Here is an 18,863-nt window from a genome sequence, read left to right as displayed (position 1 = left end):
AAACGCCTTCAATATGATTGAAGGCGTTTCTCTTTATTGTGCGATTAATTCCGTATTCATTACTTTCTCCAAATGAGAGAGTACACGCTTTGCAGCCCTCTCACCTTGATCAATACAGTCCGGCAGACCAGAACCAGCGTAAGAACTACCTGCCAAGTATATACCTGGCAACTCTTTCTCCATAAATGTTGTGAGTTTCTTCATTCGCTCGTTATGGCCTACTGTATATTGGGGCATTGCTTCTTTCCAACGGCTTACGACTGTAAACTCTGGATCCTCTGTAATATGCATCGTCTTTCGTAAGTCTTCTAGTACAAGCTCCACGAGTTCCTCTTCTGTTTGTTCTACAACTGCTTCATCACCAGGTCGTCCAACGTAACAGCGAAGTAGCATTTTTCCTTCTGGCGTTGTATGTGGCCACTTCTTATGCGTCCACGTACATGCTGTAATTGTGTAATCACTATTTCGAGAGACAACAAATCCTGTACCATCAATATCTCGCTGAATGGCTGATTTCGGGAAAGCCATTGCTACATTCGCAACTGATGTGGACGGAATGTTGCGGAAGAAACGAAACTGCTTGTACTGTGCAAACATAGATGGCAATACTTTATGTGAACTTGCCACTACGACCGCGTCCGCTTCTATTTCTTTTCCGTTACTAAGAGTAATCGTATAGCCATCACCCTGTTTTGCAACTTTTTCAATGCGAGTTCCCTTTATTATCGTACCTTCATGCATCTTTGCTTCGAGAGATTCTACGATAGATTCTAAACCTTTTTTCACTGTTTGGAAGATTCCTTTTTTCGGTTCAGCTTTCTCTTCTTTCGGAGCGAGCGTACGCATACCGAGTGAAATACTGCGATGTTTCTGCTCAATTTGATACATTTGCGGGAATGTTGACATTAAGCTCATTTCATCAATATCCCCTGCATAAATACCCGATAGTAACGGTTCTATTAAATTTTCAACCACTTCATTTCCGAGGCGATGTCTGAAAAAGTGCCCGAGTGATTGGTCAGATACTGGCTTTGACCTCGGCATTAATAGATCAAAACCAGCTCTTAGTTTACCAATTGGGGAGAACAGCCCGGAGAATAGAAACGGCGTAATTTGCGTTGGAATTCCCATCATTGATCCGCTCGGCATTTTATGTAACCGATTGTTTACGAGGATAAATGATTGACCGGCCTCATTATTTACAAGTTCATCGCCAAGACCTAATTCTTTCGCTAATCTAGCTGCACTTTCTTTTCGTGCTAAGAAAGAATCCGGTCCGCGTTCAATTGTAAATCCATCTTTTCGAACGGTTTGAATTTTTCCGCCAAGTTTACCCGATGCTTCTATCAGTAATGTATCAATCGGCAAGTTTTTTTCATGAATATTTTTTTGTAAGTTATACATTGCTGTTAATCCAGTGATGCCTCCGCCGATGATCACAACTTTTTTCCTCAAGCAGGCTCCTCCTTTCTTCTTACAGTACAGATTCTTTTTTCTTTAATACAACATCTGTTAAACAATCAATAAATGCGTCCGATGCATTTGGCATTTCTGGACGATAATATTTCGCGCCAATTTCATCCGTTACAACTTTACACTCAAAGTCGTTGTCATATAAAACTTCTAAATGTTCCGCAACAAATCCAACTGGTGCATATACGAATGAAGTATAACCGTGCTTTTCATTTAGTTCTCTCGTTAAATCTTGTACATCTGGACCAATCCAAGGATCTGGTGTGTTTCCTGCACTTTGCCAGCCTACTGCATAGTTTGCTACTTCAGCGCCTCTTGCAATATAGTCCGCTGTTTCATTTAATTGATCTGGATATGGATCGCCCATTGCGATAATTTTTTCTGGTAAGCTATGAGCTGATACGATTAATACTGCTTTTTCACGTTCTGCGTCTGACATACCGTTATATATACCTTTCACTGCATCAACCCAGTACTGGATAAATTTCGGTTCTTTATACCAGCTATCGATGCCATGAATTGTTAAGTTTCCAAGTTTCTCAGCTTCTTCTTGTGCTCGTCCAACGTATGATTTTACGCTAAACGTAGAATAGTGCGGAGCAAGAACAAGTGCGATTGCATCTTGTATACCGTCGTTATGCATATCTTTCACCGCATCTTCAATAAACGGTTCAATATGTTTTAAGCCAAGATACATATGGTACTCGACTTCATCTTGTACTTCATTTAAACGCTTCTCTAACTTCTTAGCTTGCTCTAATGTAATAGTAGCTAAAGGAGAAATACCACCAATTGCACGGTAACGCTCTGTTAAATCTTCTAGCATTTCAGGACTTGGCTTTCTTCCTCTGCGAATATGTGTATAGTAACGTTCAATATCTTCTTCTTTATATGGCGTTCCGTATGCCATTACAAGCAAACCAATTTTCTTTTTCATACAGCAATTCTCCTTTACTTCGCTAACTGCCCTTTAGAGTATTCATGAATAAATGTAGTTAAACGTTTTAATGTATCTGGATTTACTTCTGGGAATACACCGTGACCTAAGTTAAAGATATAACCCGGCTGTTTCATCCCTTGATCTAAAATACCTTTTACATGTTCTTCAATAACAGACCATGGTGCAAGTAAGAACGAAGGATCCATATTACCTTGTACTGCCTTGTGAACGCCGCGTGCACGTGCTTCTTCAATTGGTAAACGCCAGTCTAAACCGACTACATCAAGCGGTAAGTCGTGCCATTCATTTACTAAGTGTGCAGCTCCTACGCCGTGCATAATCATCGGTACACCCATCGTGCGAACTTCTGCAAAAATACGCTCCATTGCTGGTTTAATAAATACGCGGTAATCTGCTACGTTTACTGTTCCAACCCAAGAATCGAAAATTTGAACTGCTTTTGCTCCTGCGTTAATTTGCGCTTTTAAATATGTAATAACCATATCTGCTAGTTTATCCATTAATGCGAACCAAGCTTTCGGCTCTGCATACATGAACGCTTTCGTATTATGGTAGTTACGAGATGGACCGCCTTCAATCATATAGCTCGCTAATGTAAATGGAGCTCCTGAAAAACCGATTAACGGTACGTCTAACATTTCTGTCGTTAATAAACGAATTGTATCTAATATGTACGGTACGTCATCTTCTGGATTGATTTCCCCTAGTTTTTCTACGTCTTGTAAAGAACGGATTGGATTATCAATAACTGGGCCAATACCTGATTTAATTTCTACATCCACGCCAATTGCAGGTAGTGGTGACATAATATCTTTATAAAGAATTGCTGCGTCTACGTTATATTGATCAACTGGCAGTTTTGTAACGTAAGCACATAACTCTGGATTATGTGTAATTTCAAATAAAGAATACTTTTCTTTTATCTTTCTATATTCCGGCTGCGAACGACCTGCTTGACGCATATACCATGCTGGTACATAATCAGTACGTTCCCCCCTACATGCTTTTAAAAATGTCTCATTTATAGTTCTTACCAAGACCCTAGCTCCTTTCCTTACCACAATGCTTCGAATACGTTCGATATTTATCTTTTTTTACTATACAGCTTGTAAAAACAAAATGCATAATATTATGTACGTTGTTCATTAAATTGACACAAACATTCTTAAAAACGCTTACTATTTTCACAACATTCTTATTATAACACATAGAAAAACTATGGTTTAGCTACTTTTGACTTTTCTCCTTCGCGATTCGTTTGTGTGTTATATGGTACAACGTAAAAACTCGGTTTTGAAAAGATGTTAACGAACTTTTCCTCATATTCCCCGGCACCATTTACAGTACCTACATGCGTATGAATTCCATTTTCCACTCTATAAATACGATACATAATTCTTTCATCTGGAAGTGGTGTCCAGCTTAATTTCGCTTTAAATAAACCGAAAGGGCTAAATGCTAATTTCATTTTCACATCTTCAATCTTGCGCAGCCGAATTGGAGCACCGATTGTTTCCACACCTTCCGGTTTCCTAAACTGCTCTTTCTGTTCTACATTTGCTTTCGTTAAAATTTTCTTAAACAATTTTGTTGCTGATGCACTTTCTCCTTGCAACTGATGCTCTTTATCTATGCGGTCATAACCAATCCAAACAGCGCCTACTAGATTTGGCGTATAGCCAACGAACCACATATCCCTCGCCCCATTATCGTCATTTGGTAAGGAAGTTGTACCTGTTTTCCCAGCTAACGCTCCGTTATATACACCGGCTTTCGCTGTCCCTTCCTTTACAACTCCTTCTAACATTTTCGTCATATACCATGCCGTTTGTTTCGAGAAAATTTTCGTTTCTACTTTTGGCGATTCTCCAATAACTGCGCCGTGTCTATTTAACACTTTGTCAATAACGTGCGGCTCAATAATAGCGCCATTTGCTAAAAACGCACGATACATTTTCACAAGATCAAATGTTGAAACACCATTTTTCAATCCGCCAAGCGCTGTACTTAAGCCGGCATCAGCAATCTGAACATTTCCTTTCTCTAAATATTGCTTTCCTTCTTCTACCCCTAACTCATTTAATAAAGAAACTGCCGGTACATTTGCTGACTCTACAATCGCATCGTACATCGTCATTTCTTTCGAATACTCATGGTTATAATTTCGAGGTTCATACCCTTCAAAAGAATGTCTTTCATTCTTTAATAAAGAATACGGATTATACTTTTTCGTTTCGAGTGCTGGCGCATAAACGATAAGTGGTTTTAGCACAGAACCGGGCTGTCTTTTTGCAAAAACACGATTGAACCCTCTCGGAACGTACTTTCTTCCGCCAATCGCCGCTTTAATGCCGCCTGTACGATTATCCATTAATAAAAAAGCACCTTGCGCTCCCTCTTCTTTCCCAGGGAAATTCCTTGCATCTTGAAACTGGTTATATGCTACCTTTTGAATCTTTTCATCCATCGGTACAACAAACGTATACCCTCCGCGAAGTACTTCTTGATGAGACAATCCGTATAAACGTGCTGCTTCATCTATGACCATATCAATATACGGCATATATGCGAGCTCATTCTCATCTAAGTTTTTATAGAGAGCGATTGTCTTTCCTTGATAACGTACGCTTTCTTCGGCAGTCAAATAGCCTTGTTTATGCATAAGTGACAATACGAGATCCCGACGCTCCTTACTCTTCTCTGGAGAAAAATAAGGTGAATAACCGTTTGGCGACTTCGGAAGACCTGCAAGCATTGCTCCTTCTTCTACTGTTAAATCTTCTACATTTTTATTAAAATACAACTTTGCTGCAGCTTGAATACCGTAAGCTCCATGGCCAAAATAAATATGATTCATATACATTTCAAGAATTTGTTGTTTCGTATATTTTTGCTCTAATTGAAGGGAAATTGCGACTTCCTTCAACTTACGCGTAAATGTTTTTTCACGAGTTAAAAAAACGTTTTTAGCAAGTTGCTGCGTAATCGTACTGCCGCCTTCGACCTTCTCTCCAGCTAACGTGTCTTTATACAGAGCGCGGAATATAGACGGATAATCGATTCCTTGATGCTCATAAAAACGAGAATCCTCTACCGCAACAAACGCCTGCTGCACGTATTTTGGAATTTGTTCGATTGGTACGAGATCTCTATTTTCTACATATAATTTCGTAATTTCTTTCCCTTTCTGGTCAACGATACGTGATGAAGAGTGGAAAACGAGCTGTTTTTCATCCATCATATAGCCACCAGCTAACACAATTAGTTTATAAAGTACAATCGCTAATACAAGCGTTGCTAACCCACCTAATAAAGTCCACTTTACTTTCTTCATACATCGGCCTTCTTTCCAAATGATGGTACATTTATTATTTGAAAAAGAAGTATCTTTATGTATATAATCTTCGAAGTTTTTTAAGAGAGTTGATATAATAGAAACAAACGATTAAGGGGGCATTAAAATGAAGGCTATTATTTCATACGAAACACCTCTAGAACAAGCACATTTCACTGCAAAAAATAATGAAAAAAATATGTTTTATAAAGAAAATACAGAAGAATCTGTAGAAGGTTCTCTTCAGTATGACGTACTAGACGCTGTTGGCGAATTTAAAGGACAACCTGGCTATATCGTTTGTAACAACATTTCTGTAACAGATGAAGGTCGCCCAGTATTTGAAAACCGTTTTAAAAACCGCGCAGGCCTTATTGAAAACGAACCAGGATTCCAAGCAATCCGCGTTCTACGCCCATTAAGTAACGATACATATGTCATCTTAACAATGTGGGAAACAGAGCAAAACTTTAAAGACTGGACAGAATCACGTTCATTCGAAAATGCTCATAAAAAACGTCCTGCCCAAGCAGAAGGACAAGCTCCGGCGCATCCACATGCAGAACAGCAAAAGAGTATTTTCTCTCGTCCGTCATTTGTGACTACTTTTGATGTGGTAGTTTAAGTTTTGGAGTTTGGAGTTCGCGGTTGTCGGTACATGAAATTAATATCAGCGATTTTCCGGATATATCGGCGCAACTCGAAATATATCAGCGATTTTTGAAATATATCGGCGCAACTCAAATTATATCAGCGATTTTTCAGATATATCGACTTATCGACAAATCACGACACAAAAAAAGGCAACACCGTTACGCACCGGTGTTGCCTTTTTCTTTATACCAATTATATATACGAAGCGCATCTTCTTTTTGCATATGCTTCACTTTATATACATGCCCCGCTACTGATACGACAGCTGTACATAACTCGTCTTTCTTTTGAAAATACGATTGATTGTATCCTACTGCTTGAACATGCCTTCTTCTCATGATTCCTGTATATTTCGCAAGACCTCTGTGCACCATGATTAACTGATCGCCTCGTATCATATATCCGCCACTTTTATACCGGGCGTATGAAAGTAACGTAAATATGATAAATAGTGGTATCAAGGTGAATAACGCAATATTTTGCTTAAAGTATATACTCGCGCCGGCGATCGGCACAGCAAGCACTGCACTTGTAATCCAGCCCATTATGATGTAACGACGTAATGCAGCCTTCGGTAAATGAACGATTTCCTCTTCCATTTCATACGGTAACTGCAAATACGTAAGTAACTGCTGGACACCTTTCTTTTTCATAAAGGGATGTAGCATTACTTCATTTCCAGCCGCTTCTATACTTTGAATGACTTCTACTTCAACAGAACAATAACCGAAAGGGTGGCGGAGAATTCCCTCTTTCACCGTAATCGCTTGAATGCGATGTAATTTTAAAACGAACTCTTTCTTATCAAATAACCCTTGTACGATGCGAATTTCATTTCCTTTTCTCTCTATTTTAAAGTTCGCATATTTTAACGCATAACCAGCTGTTGAAATGACCCACGACACTGCCATTAAAACCGCCGCCATAACGATTAATTCGTATACACCGTTATCCATCACATACGCTTCTACTTTATTGATAAGCCACTCTGGCAGAAATTGATTAAACTCTGTGTAAAGGATGACTAACATAGAAAATACTAATCCAAATCTACCAGATGTAATAGATGCTGCTAAAATTTCTTTCGCTGTTAACTGATAAACCGTCTTACTTCCTTCTTCCGCAGGCGGTTCTTCACTCACAATGCTTCTCTCTTTATGTAATAAAGAAATCAGTTCCTTCGCTTCACTTTCTCTAATGCCAGCTAACATCACTTCTGGCTCAGTACCGCCGCCTGCCACTTCAATATTTAATTTCGTCAGTCCGAGCACTTGATAAATGATGTTAGAAGACGTACTAATATTTTGCACACGTTCTTTATTTAAGTAGCTTTCCTTCTTAACGAACACACCGTGCTTTATATGTACAATATTATTTTCAACCCAGTACACTTTGAAATACCATTTTATAGCTGAAAAAATTGCCATAATAAATAATATAGCCAAAAGAACGAGATGAAAGAAATACCAAGGTTTTACTTGACCATCTGGTTTAAATAAAACAAGAAAAATAAAAGGCAATAAACCCGCAATTCGAATACCTAATAAGATTGTGATCGGGTGTTGCCTCTTATACATTCTCATCACTCACTTTCGCAAGTTCTCCAATTTGTCTTTTCAGCTGCTCTGCTTCTTCTTTCGTTAAACCTGGAATACTATGAGAAGTTGCCGCTGTGGAAATATGTAATTCTGCTAAATTATACTTTCTCATAATCGGGCCCTGTTCAATCGTTACGTGCTGCACGCGCATCATCGGAATAAGTACGCGTTTCACAACGAACATTCCCTTTTGTATCTCAATCTCTTCTTCATTTAATCTGTAACTATAATAGCGTTGACGTAAATTTGGAAACACAAAATAATCAAGCGGGATAAATGTAATAGCGCCTGTTACTAACAAGCCAAACAACCAACCCCACCAATTAAAATTGATCATAAAAAAGAAATATGCAATTACGACTGCTAGTATAACTGCCGCCCCAATTAAAGCATGAATTCGCCACACTTTCAGCATATTAGAATGAATCTCCCTTTCTAACGGCTGCATCTCATCACTCCAATTATATGAATGTATTACTTATATATTAGTTGGTATATACATTTTTGTAAAATTATAGTTTTTTTACATCGTATCGAGAACTTCTTTAAAATTCCCTTCATTAATGGAATACACTTGAAACTGAATGTAATCTATCTCATTCGTATCTGGCTTAGCAAATGGCAAAATGTTAAATCTAGAAGCCGATCTTCCTAGCATATCTACAATCATAAGAGAAACGTCAATATACTCGAAGTCTACACAGAATACGACTGCTTCTCCCGTACATTCATACTCTTTAATCGCATCATAAGACTTATTGGCACTAATTAACATTACTTTTAATAGTTGGTTCAAATTTTCTGGTTTAAAATTAATCATATACGTGGCTCCTTTTTCAACAAAACACTACAAAAATAGTGTAATCTTATACTTTCATAGCTTCACACATCAATTATATTAAAAATAAAGCTAGTTTTTTATAAATTTTTTGATATAATTACTTACGGGAAAAGGGAAGAATTTTGTCTTCCCTTGTGTTTTTATTTGCATCTAGTACTTTTGCTAGATGCTTTTTTTTATGCTAAAAAGGTATCCTCAAAATATCTTCAAATAAAAATAGCTGCTAGAATTGAAAGACCAATTTTAACAGCTATTAATTTAACATTACGCATATTAGTCACTCCTGTGATAGTTGGAGTTTTAACTAATATTGATACGTTTCTCCAGTTGTTGTCATTAAAGTAACAGAACCATTAAATTTGACATGATAATCTACAATATGTGTTATATGAGTTTCCTTGTTCTCATATATTCCACCACCGTAACCTTGTTCTGTATTCATACCTGAATCTGGCATAATTCTTATATCTGCTTTACTTAATGGATTACCTGCTAAATATTTCTCTAATGCTTTCCGTACATATGGTATTGCTTCCTCATCACTTTTTATATCAACCTGTTTTTTTTCTTCAACTTGCTTTTTCTCTTCAGCCTGTTTTTTTTCTTTAACTTCTTTTTGTTTCTTTTCATCCTCTATTTTTGTAAGTTCCATATCCACTGTCGCCATTAATTTCGTGACTTTTTGATTATGCTCTTTTAATTTCTCATTTGTTGCGGTTTCTTGCTGAACAGTACTCAATAGTTGCTTAGCCTCATCTAAAGATTTATTATTTATTAGTTCTTGCGCTTGAGATAATTTGTTATTGTACGTATCCAAAGTCTCCTTATTAGACTTTAGCTCGCCTTTCATTTTTTTTGCATCTTCTTTAAGGGAGCTTATACCACCTTTAGTTTCCACTACCTCTCCAAAAAGCTTATTCGCTTCATCCCAGTTCTGCTCATCCTTTGCCTTCATTGCATCCATCCATTTTTTCGTTTGTGTATGTAAAACCTTTGCTTCGTCACTTTTTTCATCTAATGCTAAACTAAATGATGCTAAAGCCTTGTCATACTCCTTATTAGCTAGTGCCAATTTCCCTTGTTCTATTGCCTTGTTAGCTGTCTTATCTCCACATCCAGCTAATAAAATAAAACATGAACATATAATCCCTAAAATTCTAGTCTTCATACTTTCTCTCCCCCACTATTATAAATATTTCTTCCAACTTAACAATCATAACATTATTTTATAACATTATATAAATTTACAATCTCTCCAAGCCTTTTATTGATAGAATCTAAATTAAAATAGAATTACAAGTTTTGGCCTCTCTGTAGGATGGACAATTCTTCCAATTAAACATCTTACATGACGTATTACAATCATTATAGATTTCAATGGAACTAAAAAAAGATGACCTCTGTCGAATACAGAAATCATCCTCTTTATGTTGCATAACCTTTTTCAAAATGTTCTTTACAAAGAGTACAGATTAATCATTAGGCTTCTTTTCTTATCTATTGTATTTACAAATCATTATAACTACCAAAATGTTTTTCACATTCGTCTGTCATTATTTATGATACAGCTTACTGCACATACTTAAATAACAATTTTCACTCATAAAATATACTTGATTCTTACTAGAAATATAAAGATCATCTCATCAATTTAGTGCACTTCAACAATCGTACCATCTTCAAATACTTTAAATACGCCCGTAAATCCTGATCCAGCTGCGCCTTCTATTTTATATGTCGTACGCACTCTAATTTGATAATATTTCTTTCCATTCTCTACTTGCGTATTTTCTAGCGTATAATCATAGTCTTCTTTATATTCATTTTTAATATATTCTTTCGCTTTCTCAAAAGTAAATGCATCTTGAGTCTTTCCTGTCTCTACCTTTTGGTTCTTCTCTGTCGTTACCTTCTGGTTCTTTTCTGTTTCTACTTTTTGAGGCTTCTCTGCTGTTACCTTTTGGTTCTTTTCTACTTCTACCTTTTGAGGCTTCTCTGTCGTTACCTTTTGGTTCTTTTCTGTCTCTACCTTTTGAGGCTTCTCTGTTGTTACCTTTTGATTTGTTGCTACATTAGTTTTTTCTGCCTTCGCTACCGTTGCATTCTTTTCTGCTTCACCAATTTTAGTAATTAATCCTGAAGCTTTTTTATTATATTCTTCAAGATTTTTGTTATCTTTTGTTTCTGAAACTAGCTTATTTAATATATCTTTCGCTTCTGCGTAATTTTTCTTATTTATTAACTCTTCACTTTTCACCAGTTGCTCGCTATACTTCTTTTTTTGTTCGACGATAGCTAATAATGCTGTTCGTTCTTCCTTCGCTTGTTTTACTAACGTACTATTTCCATTCTTCATGTTCTCTACTTTTTCAAATGACTTGATTGATTCTTCTACCTTTGTTTCTTCTTTTAACTTCACAGCTTCAATCATTACTTTCGTTTGTTCTACAAGCACCTTTGCATCTGAATCATCTTTCTTCTCATCTAGCGCTTTTTCAAATGATGATAAGGCATTTTTATACTCTTTATTCGTTAACGCGGTCTTTCCTTCACCCATTGCTTTGTCAAAATTCCCATTACTACATCCAGCTAACATTAAAAATGTAAGTCCAATTACCATTAATAACTTTTTCATTTTTTCTCCTCCTATATATCCCCTAAAACAATAGTTTTATATGTATAAAAGTCTGTGTAGTAATTAGACTGAGCGTAAATATGTACTTTGTGTGCGGGAAAGGAAGTACATTTCATTTACTATCATTACTTAAAACTCCTAAATAGTTGGTAGTTGGTTTTCTTCTTTTAAAGACAGAAAGGAATTTTAATAATGTGCGCAAAGTTCTCACCAGGCTCTTTACTACACACACTCTTATACACACAGAAAAAACTTTTTGAACTTTATATATCTTCTGACGATTCGATACGTACTCCGATTTGTAACATACCGAAAAACAAAAGAAAACAAACCGCAACATAAGTTACAGTTTGTAACTATTTTGTAACACAAATGTAACACATGATTTTTAAACATACAATAGTTTTTTTACATTATTTTCCCCACCTTCTATGTTTTAAAGCGTTAATCCGGTTCTAATCCTTAATGTAATACGTATTTTCATAACAATCGCGCTAAAAAAAGAATTTACATTTTTGATTAAATTGAAGGATATACCCCCTTAAAAAGAAAAAATACGCTATTCTTTCCTATGAGCCTATAGGAAGAAAGAATAACGTATTTTTCAAAAATGAGTTCTTTTATACAAACGCTTTAGTTCTATATCACAATTAAAAGGGCAATCAACGCTAATATAGCTGGAAGCCCTTGTTTCACAATAATTGATTTATTAGATGTGAAACCACCGAACAGAGCTGCTACTACCACACATATTACAAAGAATAATTGAACCATATAACCAATTGAATTGAGACCAAGTATAAGTCCCCAAATGAGACCAACGGCTAAAAATCCATTATATAAACCTTGGTTTGCAAACATAATGGCTACGTTTCGATCTCCTTCTAAATGCTCCGGTAATTGAAAAGCACGTTTTGCCACTTTTGAATTCATAAAAAACATTTCGAGGATCATGATAAATAAATGTTCTAATGCTACGATCCCGACTAAAATAGCTGCGATTATTTCCACAGTGTTGTGCCCCCTCTATCTTCGCTTTAATCTTATAGCTTATATAAAAATCCGACATCGTCTGAATAACACGTTTTCGAAAATTCCTCCTTCTTACTTATTAAAACATTAATTGATATATCAATATTTGATGCATCAATTAATATACAACTCCTCTTTTAGTTTTGCAAGTTTTTTTGCTCAATTCGTTTTATCCCATTTTAATGGGCAGTAAGACCCCCATCTCAAAATTCAGCGAGAGCAAAGAATTTAGGTGGGGATCAACTGCCCATTAAAGTCCGATTAATTCAACTAATAATCAGTGCGGATGAAGAAAACCCACACTGATTAAAGTTTCACCTTATTTTGTTCCATCATCTTTAAATCAATTCAAATCCTATGTTAGCTCCCTAGAAACTATACTGTTTATAAAAGGAATCAGCTATATCGTCAAAATATATTATTCATTATTTTCACATAAAAAACAGCCCGCCTTCCGCAAAAGACGAGCCATTCCACTTAATTCTCAATTATTCTCTTCTTATACCAATCCTGCATTCTCTCCGCATCTTCTACTCTCGTATGCTCTAATTTATAATTCGATGATGCGTTAGAGAACTTATACGTACATAAATCCGCGCGGCGCTGGAAATAGGATTGCGTCTTCTCCATTGATTGGACGTGTCTTCTTCTAACAAGTCCTGTATATTTGCCAACGCTGCGATATACAAGCGTAATTTGCTCTCCGTTTACACCGTAACCATTTGTTTTAAATGTTGCGTATCCAAGTGTAAAGATGAGGATCGCAAGCGGAATGAGTGCCCACATGATGAAGTGCTTTTCAAAGTATATACTTATTCCAATAAGCGGGATAGCTATCATTGCGAAGAAGATGAAGCTATCAATGAGATAGCGACGTAATGCTGTTTTTGGTAATGAAATAATATTTGTATGAAGTTCGTATGGTAATTGTAAATGCGCGAGTAACTGTTGTACTCGATCTTTTCGAATGATTGGGTGGAGTGTAACTTTTTCTTTTTCGTCACCCGTTCCCTTACTTTGAATCACTTCTACTTGCACAGCACAATAACCGAATGGCTGACGTAAAATACTTTCTTTTATCGTAATCCCTTGAATACGATGTAACTTTAGGACAAGTTCTTTTTTCTCAAGTAATCCTTGTGAAATGCGGACTTCGTCATTTCTTCGATTTACTGTGAAATCTCCATGTTTTAGCGCATACCCGATTGTAGATATAATCCACGAAAGGACAAGCAAAATAGCTACCATGAAAATCCAGCCATATATATCATGTTTCATTACATACGACTTTACGCTATTCTCTATCCATTTCGGAATATACTCATCTACTTGGTGATACACGAAAAAGATTAACCAGAATAATAGCCCAAACTGACCCGATGTAACAGAGGCTAATAAAATTTCCTTCCAAGTCAATTTATATTCTGTCGTTTGTTTTTCTTCTGTAACGATTTCTTTTTCTACTGTATTTTCTATTGCTTCGTCTATCGTTCCTTCTGCTTTCACTTCTGGAGTTGGCTCATTTAGCAAAGCAATAAGCTCAGTTGCCTCTTCTACTGTAATACCGGCTAAGCTAACCTCCGCATCATCGCCCCCGCCAGCGGTTTCAATTTGGATTTTCTTTAAGCCAAGCATTTGATATAACACGTTAGAGCTTGTATTGATTGTTTGAACACGTTCTTTATTTAAGTAGCTCTCCTTCTTCACGAAGAGACCTTGTTTCACATGTAATACGTTATTTTCAACCCAATACGTTGTGTAATACCATTTTTCAAACGCTGAAAAAACGGTGAGTAAACCGAATGCAGCGGGAATTAAATACCAAAACGGAAATTTTCCGTTTAAACTAAACATGAAAATAATGAGTGGGATAAAGTCTGTTATTTTTAATTCTAATAACATCGTGATCGGATGCTGTCTCTTATACATCCTCATCACTCACTTTCGCTAATTCTGCGATTTTCGTTTTCAACATTTCTGCTTCATACATCGTTAAGCCTGGGATGCTGTGAGAAGTTGCTGCTGTTGAAATGTGTAATTCTGCTAAACCATATTTTCTCATAATCGGCCCTTGTTCAATCGTCACGTGCTGCACACGAATCATCGGTACTAATACGCGCTTTACGACGAAAAGGCCGTGCTGAATTTCAAGTTCTTCTTCATTTAGTTGGTAGCTGTAATAACGTTGACGTAATTTCGGGAATAAGAAGTACGAAAATGGTGCGAACACAACTGTTAGCCCAATCATCACATACAAAATCCATGCCCACCAATCAAACTTTATCATGAGAAAAAGGTACGTTAACATGACGAGAATACCGATCCCTTCTTCTATTACAGCCCGAACTTTCCACACCTTGACCATGTCAGGGTGAATTTCATTTTTCAATGGATCCATGTAACCACTCCAAATCTAGTAATCTAATATACGAATAGTCTCAATCTATATTTTACGTAACCTTACAGAAAATTGAAATTCAATCTTCTTTCTTCTCAGGTATAAAATATCCGAACCAAAGTAGCCAAATGAAACCGATTAACTTCATCCAATTTCCATCCGCTTGAAAAGCTTCTATCATGCCTGGAATTTTATACACCCCAATAAATCCAAGAAAACCGAGCCACCAGTTTTTTTGCATTTTCACTTTTATTCCTCCTTCATGACGTTTTTCACATTTCGAATCCAAATTTCTTTATACTTTAACTGAAATCCCATGAGCATGTAATTACTCATATTATCAATTACAAGCGCTAACGTATGAGCGTTTTCTTCTGTTGCATGCTGTGACACAACGCCTAGTCTCGCGCCTTTCTTCAATAATTCGTGGAAACCATTTAAAAACTCTTCTTGTATTTCAAATAAGCGTTTCTGATACTTTTCATTTCGCGTCGCAGTTACGATAAATTCATTTATAACACGTAGTATTCCTTCTTGTCCTTCATACTCAGAGAGCATATGTAAACCATCTGCGATTAACTTTTCTGCAAAATTTTCTTTCGTATATTGCTCTTTATCAAAATAACTCACGAAATGATACCCAGAAAAAATTTCTTCAAATAAAAAGTCCACTAACGCTTCTTTAGAAGAAAAATGATAATAAATAGCCGGTTTTGAAATACCTACCTCTTTCGCAATCATGGAAAGACTCATTTTCTCAATACCGTGCTCTGCCATAAGTTTAAATGACGCCTCTACAATGTTTTGCGATGTTTGTAAATTCTTTGTCATACTGTACCTCACTTATTTTTACTTACCGGTCGGTAAATAAATTGTAAAATAAAAAATTATCGTTTGCAAGTTTGATTTAAAACTACATATTACTTTCTCCATTTACTTTATGAATCAGAATCATATTCCTCCATAATTACTACAGTAATCTTTCATCCAATTAAACTACAACAAGCACCGTTGTGAGTGCTTGTTGTAATCTAATATTTAGGCCCCATGTAATCATAACTTTGATCTAACGCTTTTAATAAATCAATCGCACCCTTTAACTCTCTTTTATCAGACTCTAATTCTTCCATTCTTCTTTCAATATCTTTTTTGAAAGATTCTAAATCGCTAATGGCTTTTTTCCCTACTCCAAGTTGAGACCAGCTTGATAAGAGTAAATTATGTACATTACTTACAACCCTTTTATTATGGTTTAAGTCTTGAATCATCTGGTCAAATTGTTGTAAAGCTTGGTTCAATGCTTCTTCATTTAAGTAGATTCTCGGCATCCTAATCTTCTCCCTTAATATTGTTGATCCGTCTTCTTATAATCATCGGCTTTCTTCTCAATAAAATCTGAAATTTCCGTTGCTGTTCGTATGTACCAAAAACTTAAATGCTCTACATGTGCACGTATATTATTTACTTTAGCCTCTACCCGTCTACTTTCAGCCGTTTCTAATAATGTCATCATATTAGAAATTAACCTTGGTACTCTATCTTGAAATTCTTGTGCGTTTCGCTTCATATCTCTTACAGCTTGTTCTAGATTCTCTACAACTACACGAATTTCTCCCCCGCCTAATAACTTACCAGGTGAATCATATACTCTTTCCCCTGTATCTAAATTCAAAAGATAGGAACTCGACAAATTCCCATCTTTCCCCATCTTGAAATACTTATTATTTTGATAATGAAATCCAGGTTTATCTTTTACGGAGTCCAAAAAGCGATTAGCTTCAAACAATATTCTTTGTTCCAATGGTAATTTAGAAAGGTCTTCTTTCGTAACAGGTGGTGTAACAGCATAAGTTGAACCTATATGACCATCATATGGACCAAAAGGACCATAACCGATTGAATCTGATCCGTGAACAATCGAGACAATTCTACCTTTAAATTCTCCATTATTAGCTCTTTCTTGTAAATCAGGCGGTAACAAATGTTTTGCACTCGGTGCATTCCATGACATACACCTTACATTGTCATTAGATGCCGCTGCATATTCAGCTAAGGCGCCGCCTAATGAATGCCCCGTCGTATATATCTCCACATCATCCCTGTCCTTATATGTATCCGTTACTTGTTTCATGACCCTTTCAGCTTGTTCAAATTGATTATGTGTTTCCCAGCGCTGATTCTCTTCATTCCAATATTTCTTTGAACCTTCATTCTCAGTCCCTGCTACTGGAGGTGCTGCCGGTTCATGAACACCTTCTCGTAATACAAAATGATTCGTATCCGTTTTTAAATCCTTCATACCTTCCCCTGGTTTCATCGGAATGCCTAAAGAATTTTTCTCTATAATTTTATCCCCTTCTGTTCCTCGGAAAGATACCATAACTTGCTTTTTCCCATCGACATCTCGTTCAAAGACTACTGCGTCCATTCCGGTTTGTTTATCGTGGAATGTTTCTCCTACTTTCCATGTTTGGACAATATTATCATGAGTATCTTTAACATCAAATTCTTTTTTTAATTGCTTATCATTACGATAAGCCCCTTTTGCTAATTGGTAATAACTTATGTCTAATACTTGATCATTTTCACTCAAAACATTTCCCCTCCCAAGAATTTTAAGATATCCTAAATATATGATAACATTCAAGGAGGCTTATTGATTGAAAAAATATTATTTAGGATTAATGATGGTCTTTATATTAATGTTTATAGGAGGGTGTAGTATGGATAAAAAAAATGAGGAAAAACAAATCGTTAATAGAGCAGAAGAAACAACCATTCAATATTTTAAAGAAAAACATAATTTAGATGTAGTAATTACAGGGCATAGCTTTCCTCCAAATGATTTTCAAACTGTATTTATAGATGGTTATGTTAAGAATGATAAAAGTAAAGAATTCTCAGTAGATGTAGAATTTGGTGATGGGGAATATAGGGTCGGTTCTATATCTCGTTCTGAAAACTTTAAATTAAATTATTAATAATAAATCTAAAAAACTTTAATAATACTTAAGATTAATATAATATATAAAGTTTGGTTACCAAGTCTATTGAAGACACCTTATGGTGTCTTTTTTGCGTAAAGTACTTTAGCATATGAATTTCTTTCTTAACAAAATAATTTGTATCTCTTTTTAAATCCTTCATACCTTCCCTGGCTTCATCGGAATGCCTAAAGAATTTTTCTCTATAATTTTATCCCCTTCTGTTCCTCGGAAAGATACCATAACTTGCTTTTTCCCATCAACATCTCGTTCAAAGACTACTGCGTCCATTCCGGTTTGTTTGTCGTGGAATGTTTTTTCTACCTTCCATTCTTGAATCAGATTTTTATCACTATCTTTAAGCACAACTTTACCTTGAAGTGTTTCATCATCATCATATGCCCTCTGGGCTAATTCATAATACGTAACATCTAATACTTGATTATTATTGTTCAAACCATTCCCCTCCCGTAAAATTTAGGTTATTCTAAAAATTAGAATAACATTTTTCGGAGGATAATCATGGAAATAAAAAGAAAAAAAGTTTTATTTTCTTTGATATTAATGATTTTAATTACCATTTTTGGAGGATGTACTATGGAAAATAAACAAGAAAAACAACAAGAACAACAAGTAATTGATAAGGCAAAAGAAGAAACTATTAAATATTTCAAAGAAACAGAGGGATTAGATGTAACAATTACCAAACATAAATTTGGACCAAAAGATTTTCAAACTATCCTTATCTCAGGTTATGTAACAAATGACAAAAGTAAAAAGTTTACCGCCTCAGTCCAATATGCTAATGATTATCATATTGGTTCTATCTCAGCATCTAATAATTTTGATTTTAAACACTAAATCTAATAGTTTCACGTCAACATAATTATTTAAGTTTGCTTTTTTCATTCAGGAGTATTCCTTATAAGAAAAAAAACGAAAAAGCACCCGCT

The 18,863-nt window shown here is 35.8% G+C and carries 19 protein-coding genes and 1 pseudogene; 3 read left to right on the top strand and 17 right to left on the bottom strand.

Going from position 1 to position 18,863, the window contains the following annotated elements:
• Positions 1-33 precede the first annotated feature (33 nt).
• The 4 genes from hemY to BGI23_RS05490 all read right to left on the bottom strand — a co-directional run bounded on the left by hemY (position 34) and on the right by BGI23_RS05490 (position 5,768).
• Positions 34-1,455 (bottom strand): protoporphyrinogen oxidase, encoded by a 1,422-nt coding sequence (gene hemY, locus BGI23_RS05505; protein ID WP_070805437.1) that lies wholly within the window; start codon positions 1,453-1,455, stop codon positions 34-36.
• 19 nt (positions 1,456-1,474) lie between these two features.
• Entirely contained in the window at positions 1,475-2,410 is a 936-nt protein-coding gene (gene hemH / locus BGI23_RS05500; protein ID WP_000726775.1) for a ferrochelatase, read from the bottom strand.
• Positions 2,411-2,424: 14 nt separating this feature from the next.
• Entirely contained in the window at positions 2,425-3,471 is a 1,047-nt protein-coding gene (gene hemE / locus BGI23_RS05495; RefSeq protein ID WP_000252614.1) for a uroporphyrinogen decarboxylase, read from the bottom strand.
• 179 nt (positions 3,472-3,650) lie between these two features.
• A complete protein-coding gene (locus tag BGI23_RS05490) occupies positions 3,651-5,768 on the bottom strand; it encodes a transglycosylase domain-containing protein (protein ID WP_070805436.1) in 2,118 nt (705 codons plus the stop codon).
• Positions 5,769-5,895: 127 nt separating this feature from the next.
• Between BGI23_RS05490 and hmoB the strand changes: the two genes are divergently transcribed.
• Positions 5,896-6,393, top strand: a complete 498-nt coding sequence (gene hmoB / locus BGI23_RS05485; RefSeq protein WP_070805435.1) for a heme-degrading monooxygenase HmoB — start codon at positions 5,896-5,898, stop codon at positions 6,391-6,393.
• Between the two features lie 187 nt (positions 6,394-6,580).
• On the opposite strand, the gene BGI23_RS05480 is transcribed toward hmoB, so the two are convergent.
• From BGI23_RS05480 to BGI23_RS05425, 12 genes are all read right to left on the bottom strand, one after another.
• Entirely contained in the window at positions 6,581-7,999 is a 1,419-nt protein-coding gene (locus tag BGI23_RS05480) for a PH domain-containing protein (RefSeq protein ID WP_070805434.1), read from the bottom strand.
• The gene (locus tag BGI23_RS05475) at positions 7,992-8,468 is read right to left on the bottom strand and encodes a PH domain-containing protein (protein ID WP_070805433.1); all 477 of its coding nucleotides are present in this window, start codon (positions 8,466-8,468) and stop codon (positions 7,992-7,994) included. Before BGI23_RS05475 ends, BGI23_RS05480 begins: the two co-directional genes overlap by 8 nt.
• A gap of 75 nt (positions 8,469-8,543) precedes the next feature.
• The gene (locus tag BGI23_RS05470) at positions 8,544-8,840 is read right to left on the bottom strand and encodes a hypothetical protein (RefSeq protein ID WP_000606816.1); all 297 of its coding nucleotides are present in this window, start codon (positions 8,838-8,840) and stop codon (positions 8,544-8,546) included.
• 325 nt (positions 8,841-9,165) lie between these two features.
• The gene (locus BGI23_RS05465; protein WP_070805432.1) at positions 9,166-10,029 is read right to left on the bottom strand and encodes a hypothetical protein; all 864 of its coding nucleotides are present in this window, start codon (positions 10,027-10,029) and stop codon (positions 9,166-9,168) included.
• A 483-nt stretch (positions 10,030-10,512) separates the two neighbouring features.
• Complete coding sequence (locus tag BGI23_RS05460) at positions 10,513-11,496, bottom strand: hypothetical protein (RefSeq protein WP_070805431.1); 984 nt, start codon at positions 11,494-11,496, stop codon at positions 10,513-10,515.
• Between the two features lie 639 nt (positions 11,497-12,135).
• The gene (locus tag BGI23_RS05455) at positions 12,136-12,507 is read right to left on the bottom strand and encodes a DUF1304 domain-containing protein (protein WP_070805430.1); all 372 of its coding nucleotides are present in this window, start codon (positions 12,505-12,507) and stop codon (positions 12,136-12,138) included.
• 498 nt (positions 12,508-13,005) lie between these two features.
• Positions 13,006-14,457: a PH domain-containing protein gene (locus tag BGI23_RS05450; RefSeq protein WP_070805429.1), complete on the bottom strand. Its 1,452-nt coding sequence runs from the start codon at positions 14,455-14,457 to the stop codon at positions 13,006-13,008.
• The gene (locus BGI23_RS05445; RefSeq protein ID WP_000371367.1) at positions 14,450-14,926 is read right to left on the bottom strand and encodes a PH domain-containing protein; all 477 of its coding nucleotides are present in this window, start codon (positions 14,924-14,926) and stop codon (positions 14,450-14,452) included. The genes BGI23_RS05450 and BGI23_RS05445 overlap by 8 nt, the downstream gene beginning before the upstream one ends.
• Positions 14,927-15,005: 79 nt before the next feature.
• Entirely contained in the window at positions 15,006-15,173 is a 168-nt protein-coding gene (locus tag BGI23_RS28315; protein ID WP_000783813.1) for a hypothetical protein, read from the bottom strand.
• 2 nt (positions 15,174-15,175) lie between these two features.
• A complete protein-coding gene (locus tag BGI23_RS05435; RefSeq protein WP_000164851.1) occupies positions 15,176-15,757 on the bottom strand; it encodes a TetR/AcrR family transcriptional regulator in 582 nt (193 codons plus the stop codon).
• A 200-nt stretch (positions 15,758-15,957) separates the two neighbouring features.
• A complete protein-coding gene (locus tag BGI23_RS05430) occupies positions 15,958-16,254 on the bottom strand; it encodes a hypothetical protein (protein WP_001137436.1) in 297 nt (98 codons plus the stop codon).
• 14 nt (positions 16,255-16,268) lie between these two features.
• Positions 16,269-17,519 carry a lipase family protein gene (locus BGI23_RS05425; RefSeq protein WP_070805428.1) on the bottom strand — a complete coding sequence of 417 codons (1,251 nt, stop codon included), beginning with the start codon at positions 17,517-17,519 and terminating at the stop codon, positions 16,269-16,271.
• 91 nt (positions 17,520-17,610) lie between these two features.
• Here BGI23_RS05425 and BGI23_RS05420 point away from each other — a divergent pair, with 91 nt between their 5' ends.
• Positions 17,611-17,907, top strand: a complete 297-nt coding sequence (locus BGI23_RS05420) for a hypothetical protein (RefSeq protein WP_369805081.1) — start codon at positions 17,611-17,613, stop codon at positions 17,905-17,907.
• A gap of 121 nt (positions 17,908-18,028) precedes the next feature.
• Here BGI23_RS05420 and BGI23_RS05415 read toward each other — a convergent pair.
• Positions 18,029-18,366 (bottom strand): annotated as a pseudogene (locus tag BGI23_RS05415) (lipase family protein); the annotation flags it as partial.
• Between the two features lie 66 nt (positions 18,367-18,432).
• Between BGI23_RS05415 and BGI23_RS05410 the strand changes: the two are divergent.
• On the top strand, positions 18,433-18,771 hold the full coding sequence (locus BGI23_RS05410; RefSeq protein WP_061688129.1) for a hypothetical protein: 339 nt from the start codon (positions 18,433-18,435) through the stop codon (positions 18,769-18,771).
• The last annotated feature ends 92 nt before the right edge of the window (positions 18,772-18,863 follow it).

It is taken from the genome of Bacillus sp. ABP14, assembly GCF_001831375.1.
GTDB classification, from domain to species: domain Bacteria; phylum Bacillota; class Bacilli; order Bacillales; family Bacillaceae_G; genus Bacillus_A; species Bacillus_A paranthracis.
Note: the sequence above shows the minus strand (reverse complement) of the source record. Positions and strands in the feature narration are given on the sequence as shown.

Excerpts from the sequence above, each read along its gene's own strand:
- hemH (WP_000726775.1), bottom strand. The coding sequence starts at position 2,410 with ATGAAAAAGAAAATTGGTTTGCTTGTAATGGCATACGGAACGCCATAT.
- BGI23_RS05490 (WP_070805436.1), bottom strand. The coding sequence starts at position 5,768 with ATGAAGAAAGTAAAGTGGACTTTATTAGGTGGGTTAGCAACGCTTGTA.
- hmoB (WP_070805435.1), top strand. The coding sequence starts at position 5,896 with ATGAAGGCTATTATTTCATACGAAACACCTCTAGAACAAGCACATTTC.
- BGI23_RS05480 (WP_070805434.1), bottom strand. The coding sequence starts at position 7,999 with ATGTATAAGAGGCAACACCCGATCACAATCTTATTAGGTATTCGAATT.
- BGI23_RS05475 (WP_070805433.1), bottom strand. The coding sequence starts at position 8,468 with ATGCAGCCGTTAGAAAGGGAGATTCATTCTAATATGCTGAAAGTGTGG.
- BGI23_RS05470 (WP_000606816.1), bottom strand. The coding sequence starts at position 8,840 with ATGATTAATTTTAAACCAGAAAATTTGAACCAACTATTAAAAGTAATG.
- BGI23_RS05465 (WP_070805432.1), bottom strand. The coding sequence starts at position 10,029 with ATGAAGACTAGAATTTTAGGGATTATATGTTCATGTTTTATTTTATTA.
- BGI23_RS05460 (WP_070805431.1), bottom strand. The coding sequence starts at position 11,496 with ATGAAAAAGTTATTAATGGTAATTGGACTTACATTTTTAATGTTAGCT.
- BGI23_RS05450 (WP_070805429.1), bottom strand. The coding sequence starts at position 14,457 with ATGTATAAGAGACAGCATCCGATCACGATGTTATTAGAATTAAAAATA.
- BGI23_RS05445 (WP_000371367.1), bottom strand. The coding sequence starts at position 14,926 with ATGGATCCATTGAAAAATGAAATTCACCCTGACATGGTCAAGGTGTGG.
- BGI23_RS05435 (WP_000164851.1), bottom strand. The coding sequence starts at position 15,757 with ATGACAAAGAATTTACAAACATCGCAAAACATTGTAGAGGCGTCATTT.
- BGI23_RS05430 (WP_001137436.1), bottom strand. The coding sequence starts at position 16,254 with ATGCCGAGAATCTACTTAAATGAAGAAGCATTGAACCAAGCTTTACAA.
- BGI23_RS05420 (WP_369805081.1), top strand. The coding sequence starts at position 17,611 with ATGATGGTCTTTATATTAATGTTTATAGGAGGGTGTAGTATGGATAAA.
- BGI23_RS05410 (WP_061688129.1), top strand. The coding sequence starts at position 18,433 with ATGGAAATAAAAAGAAAAAAAGTTTTATTTTCTTTGATATTAATGATT.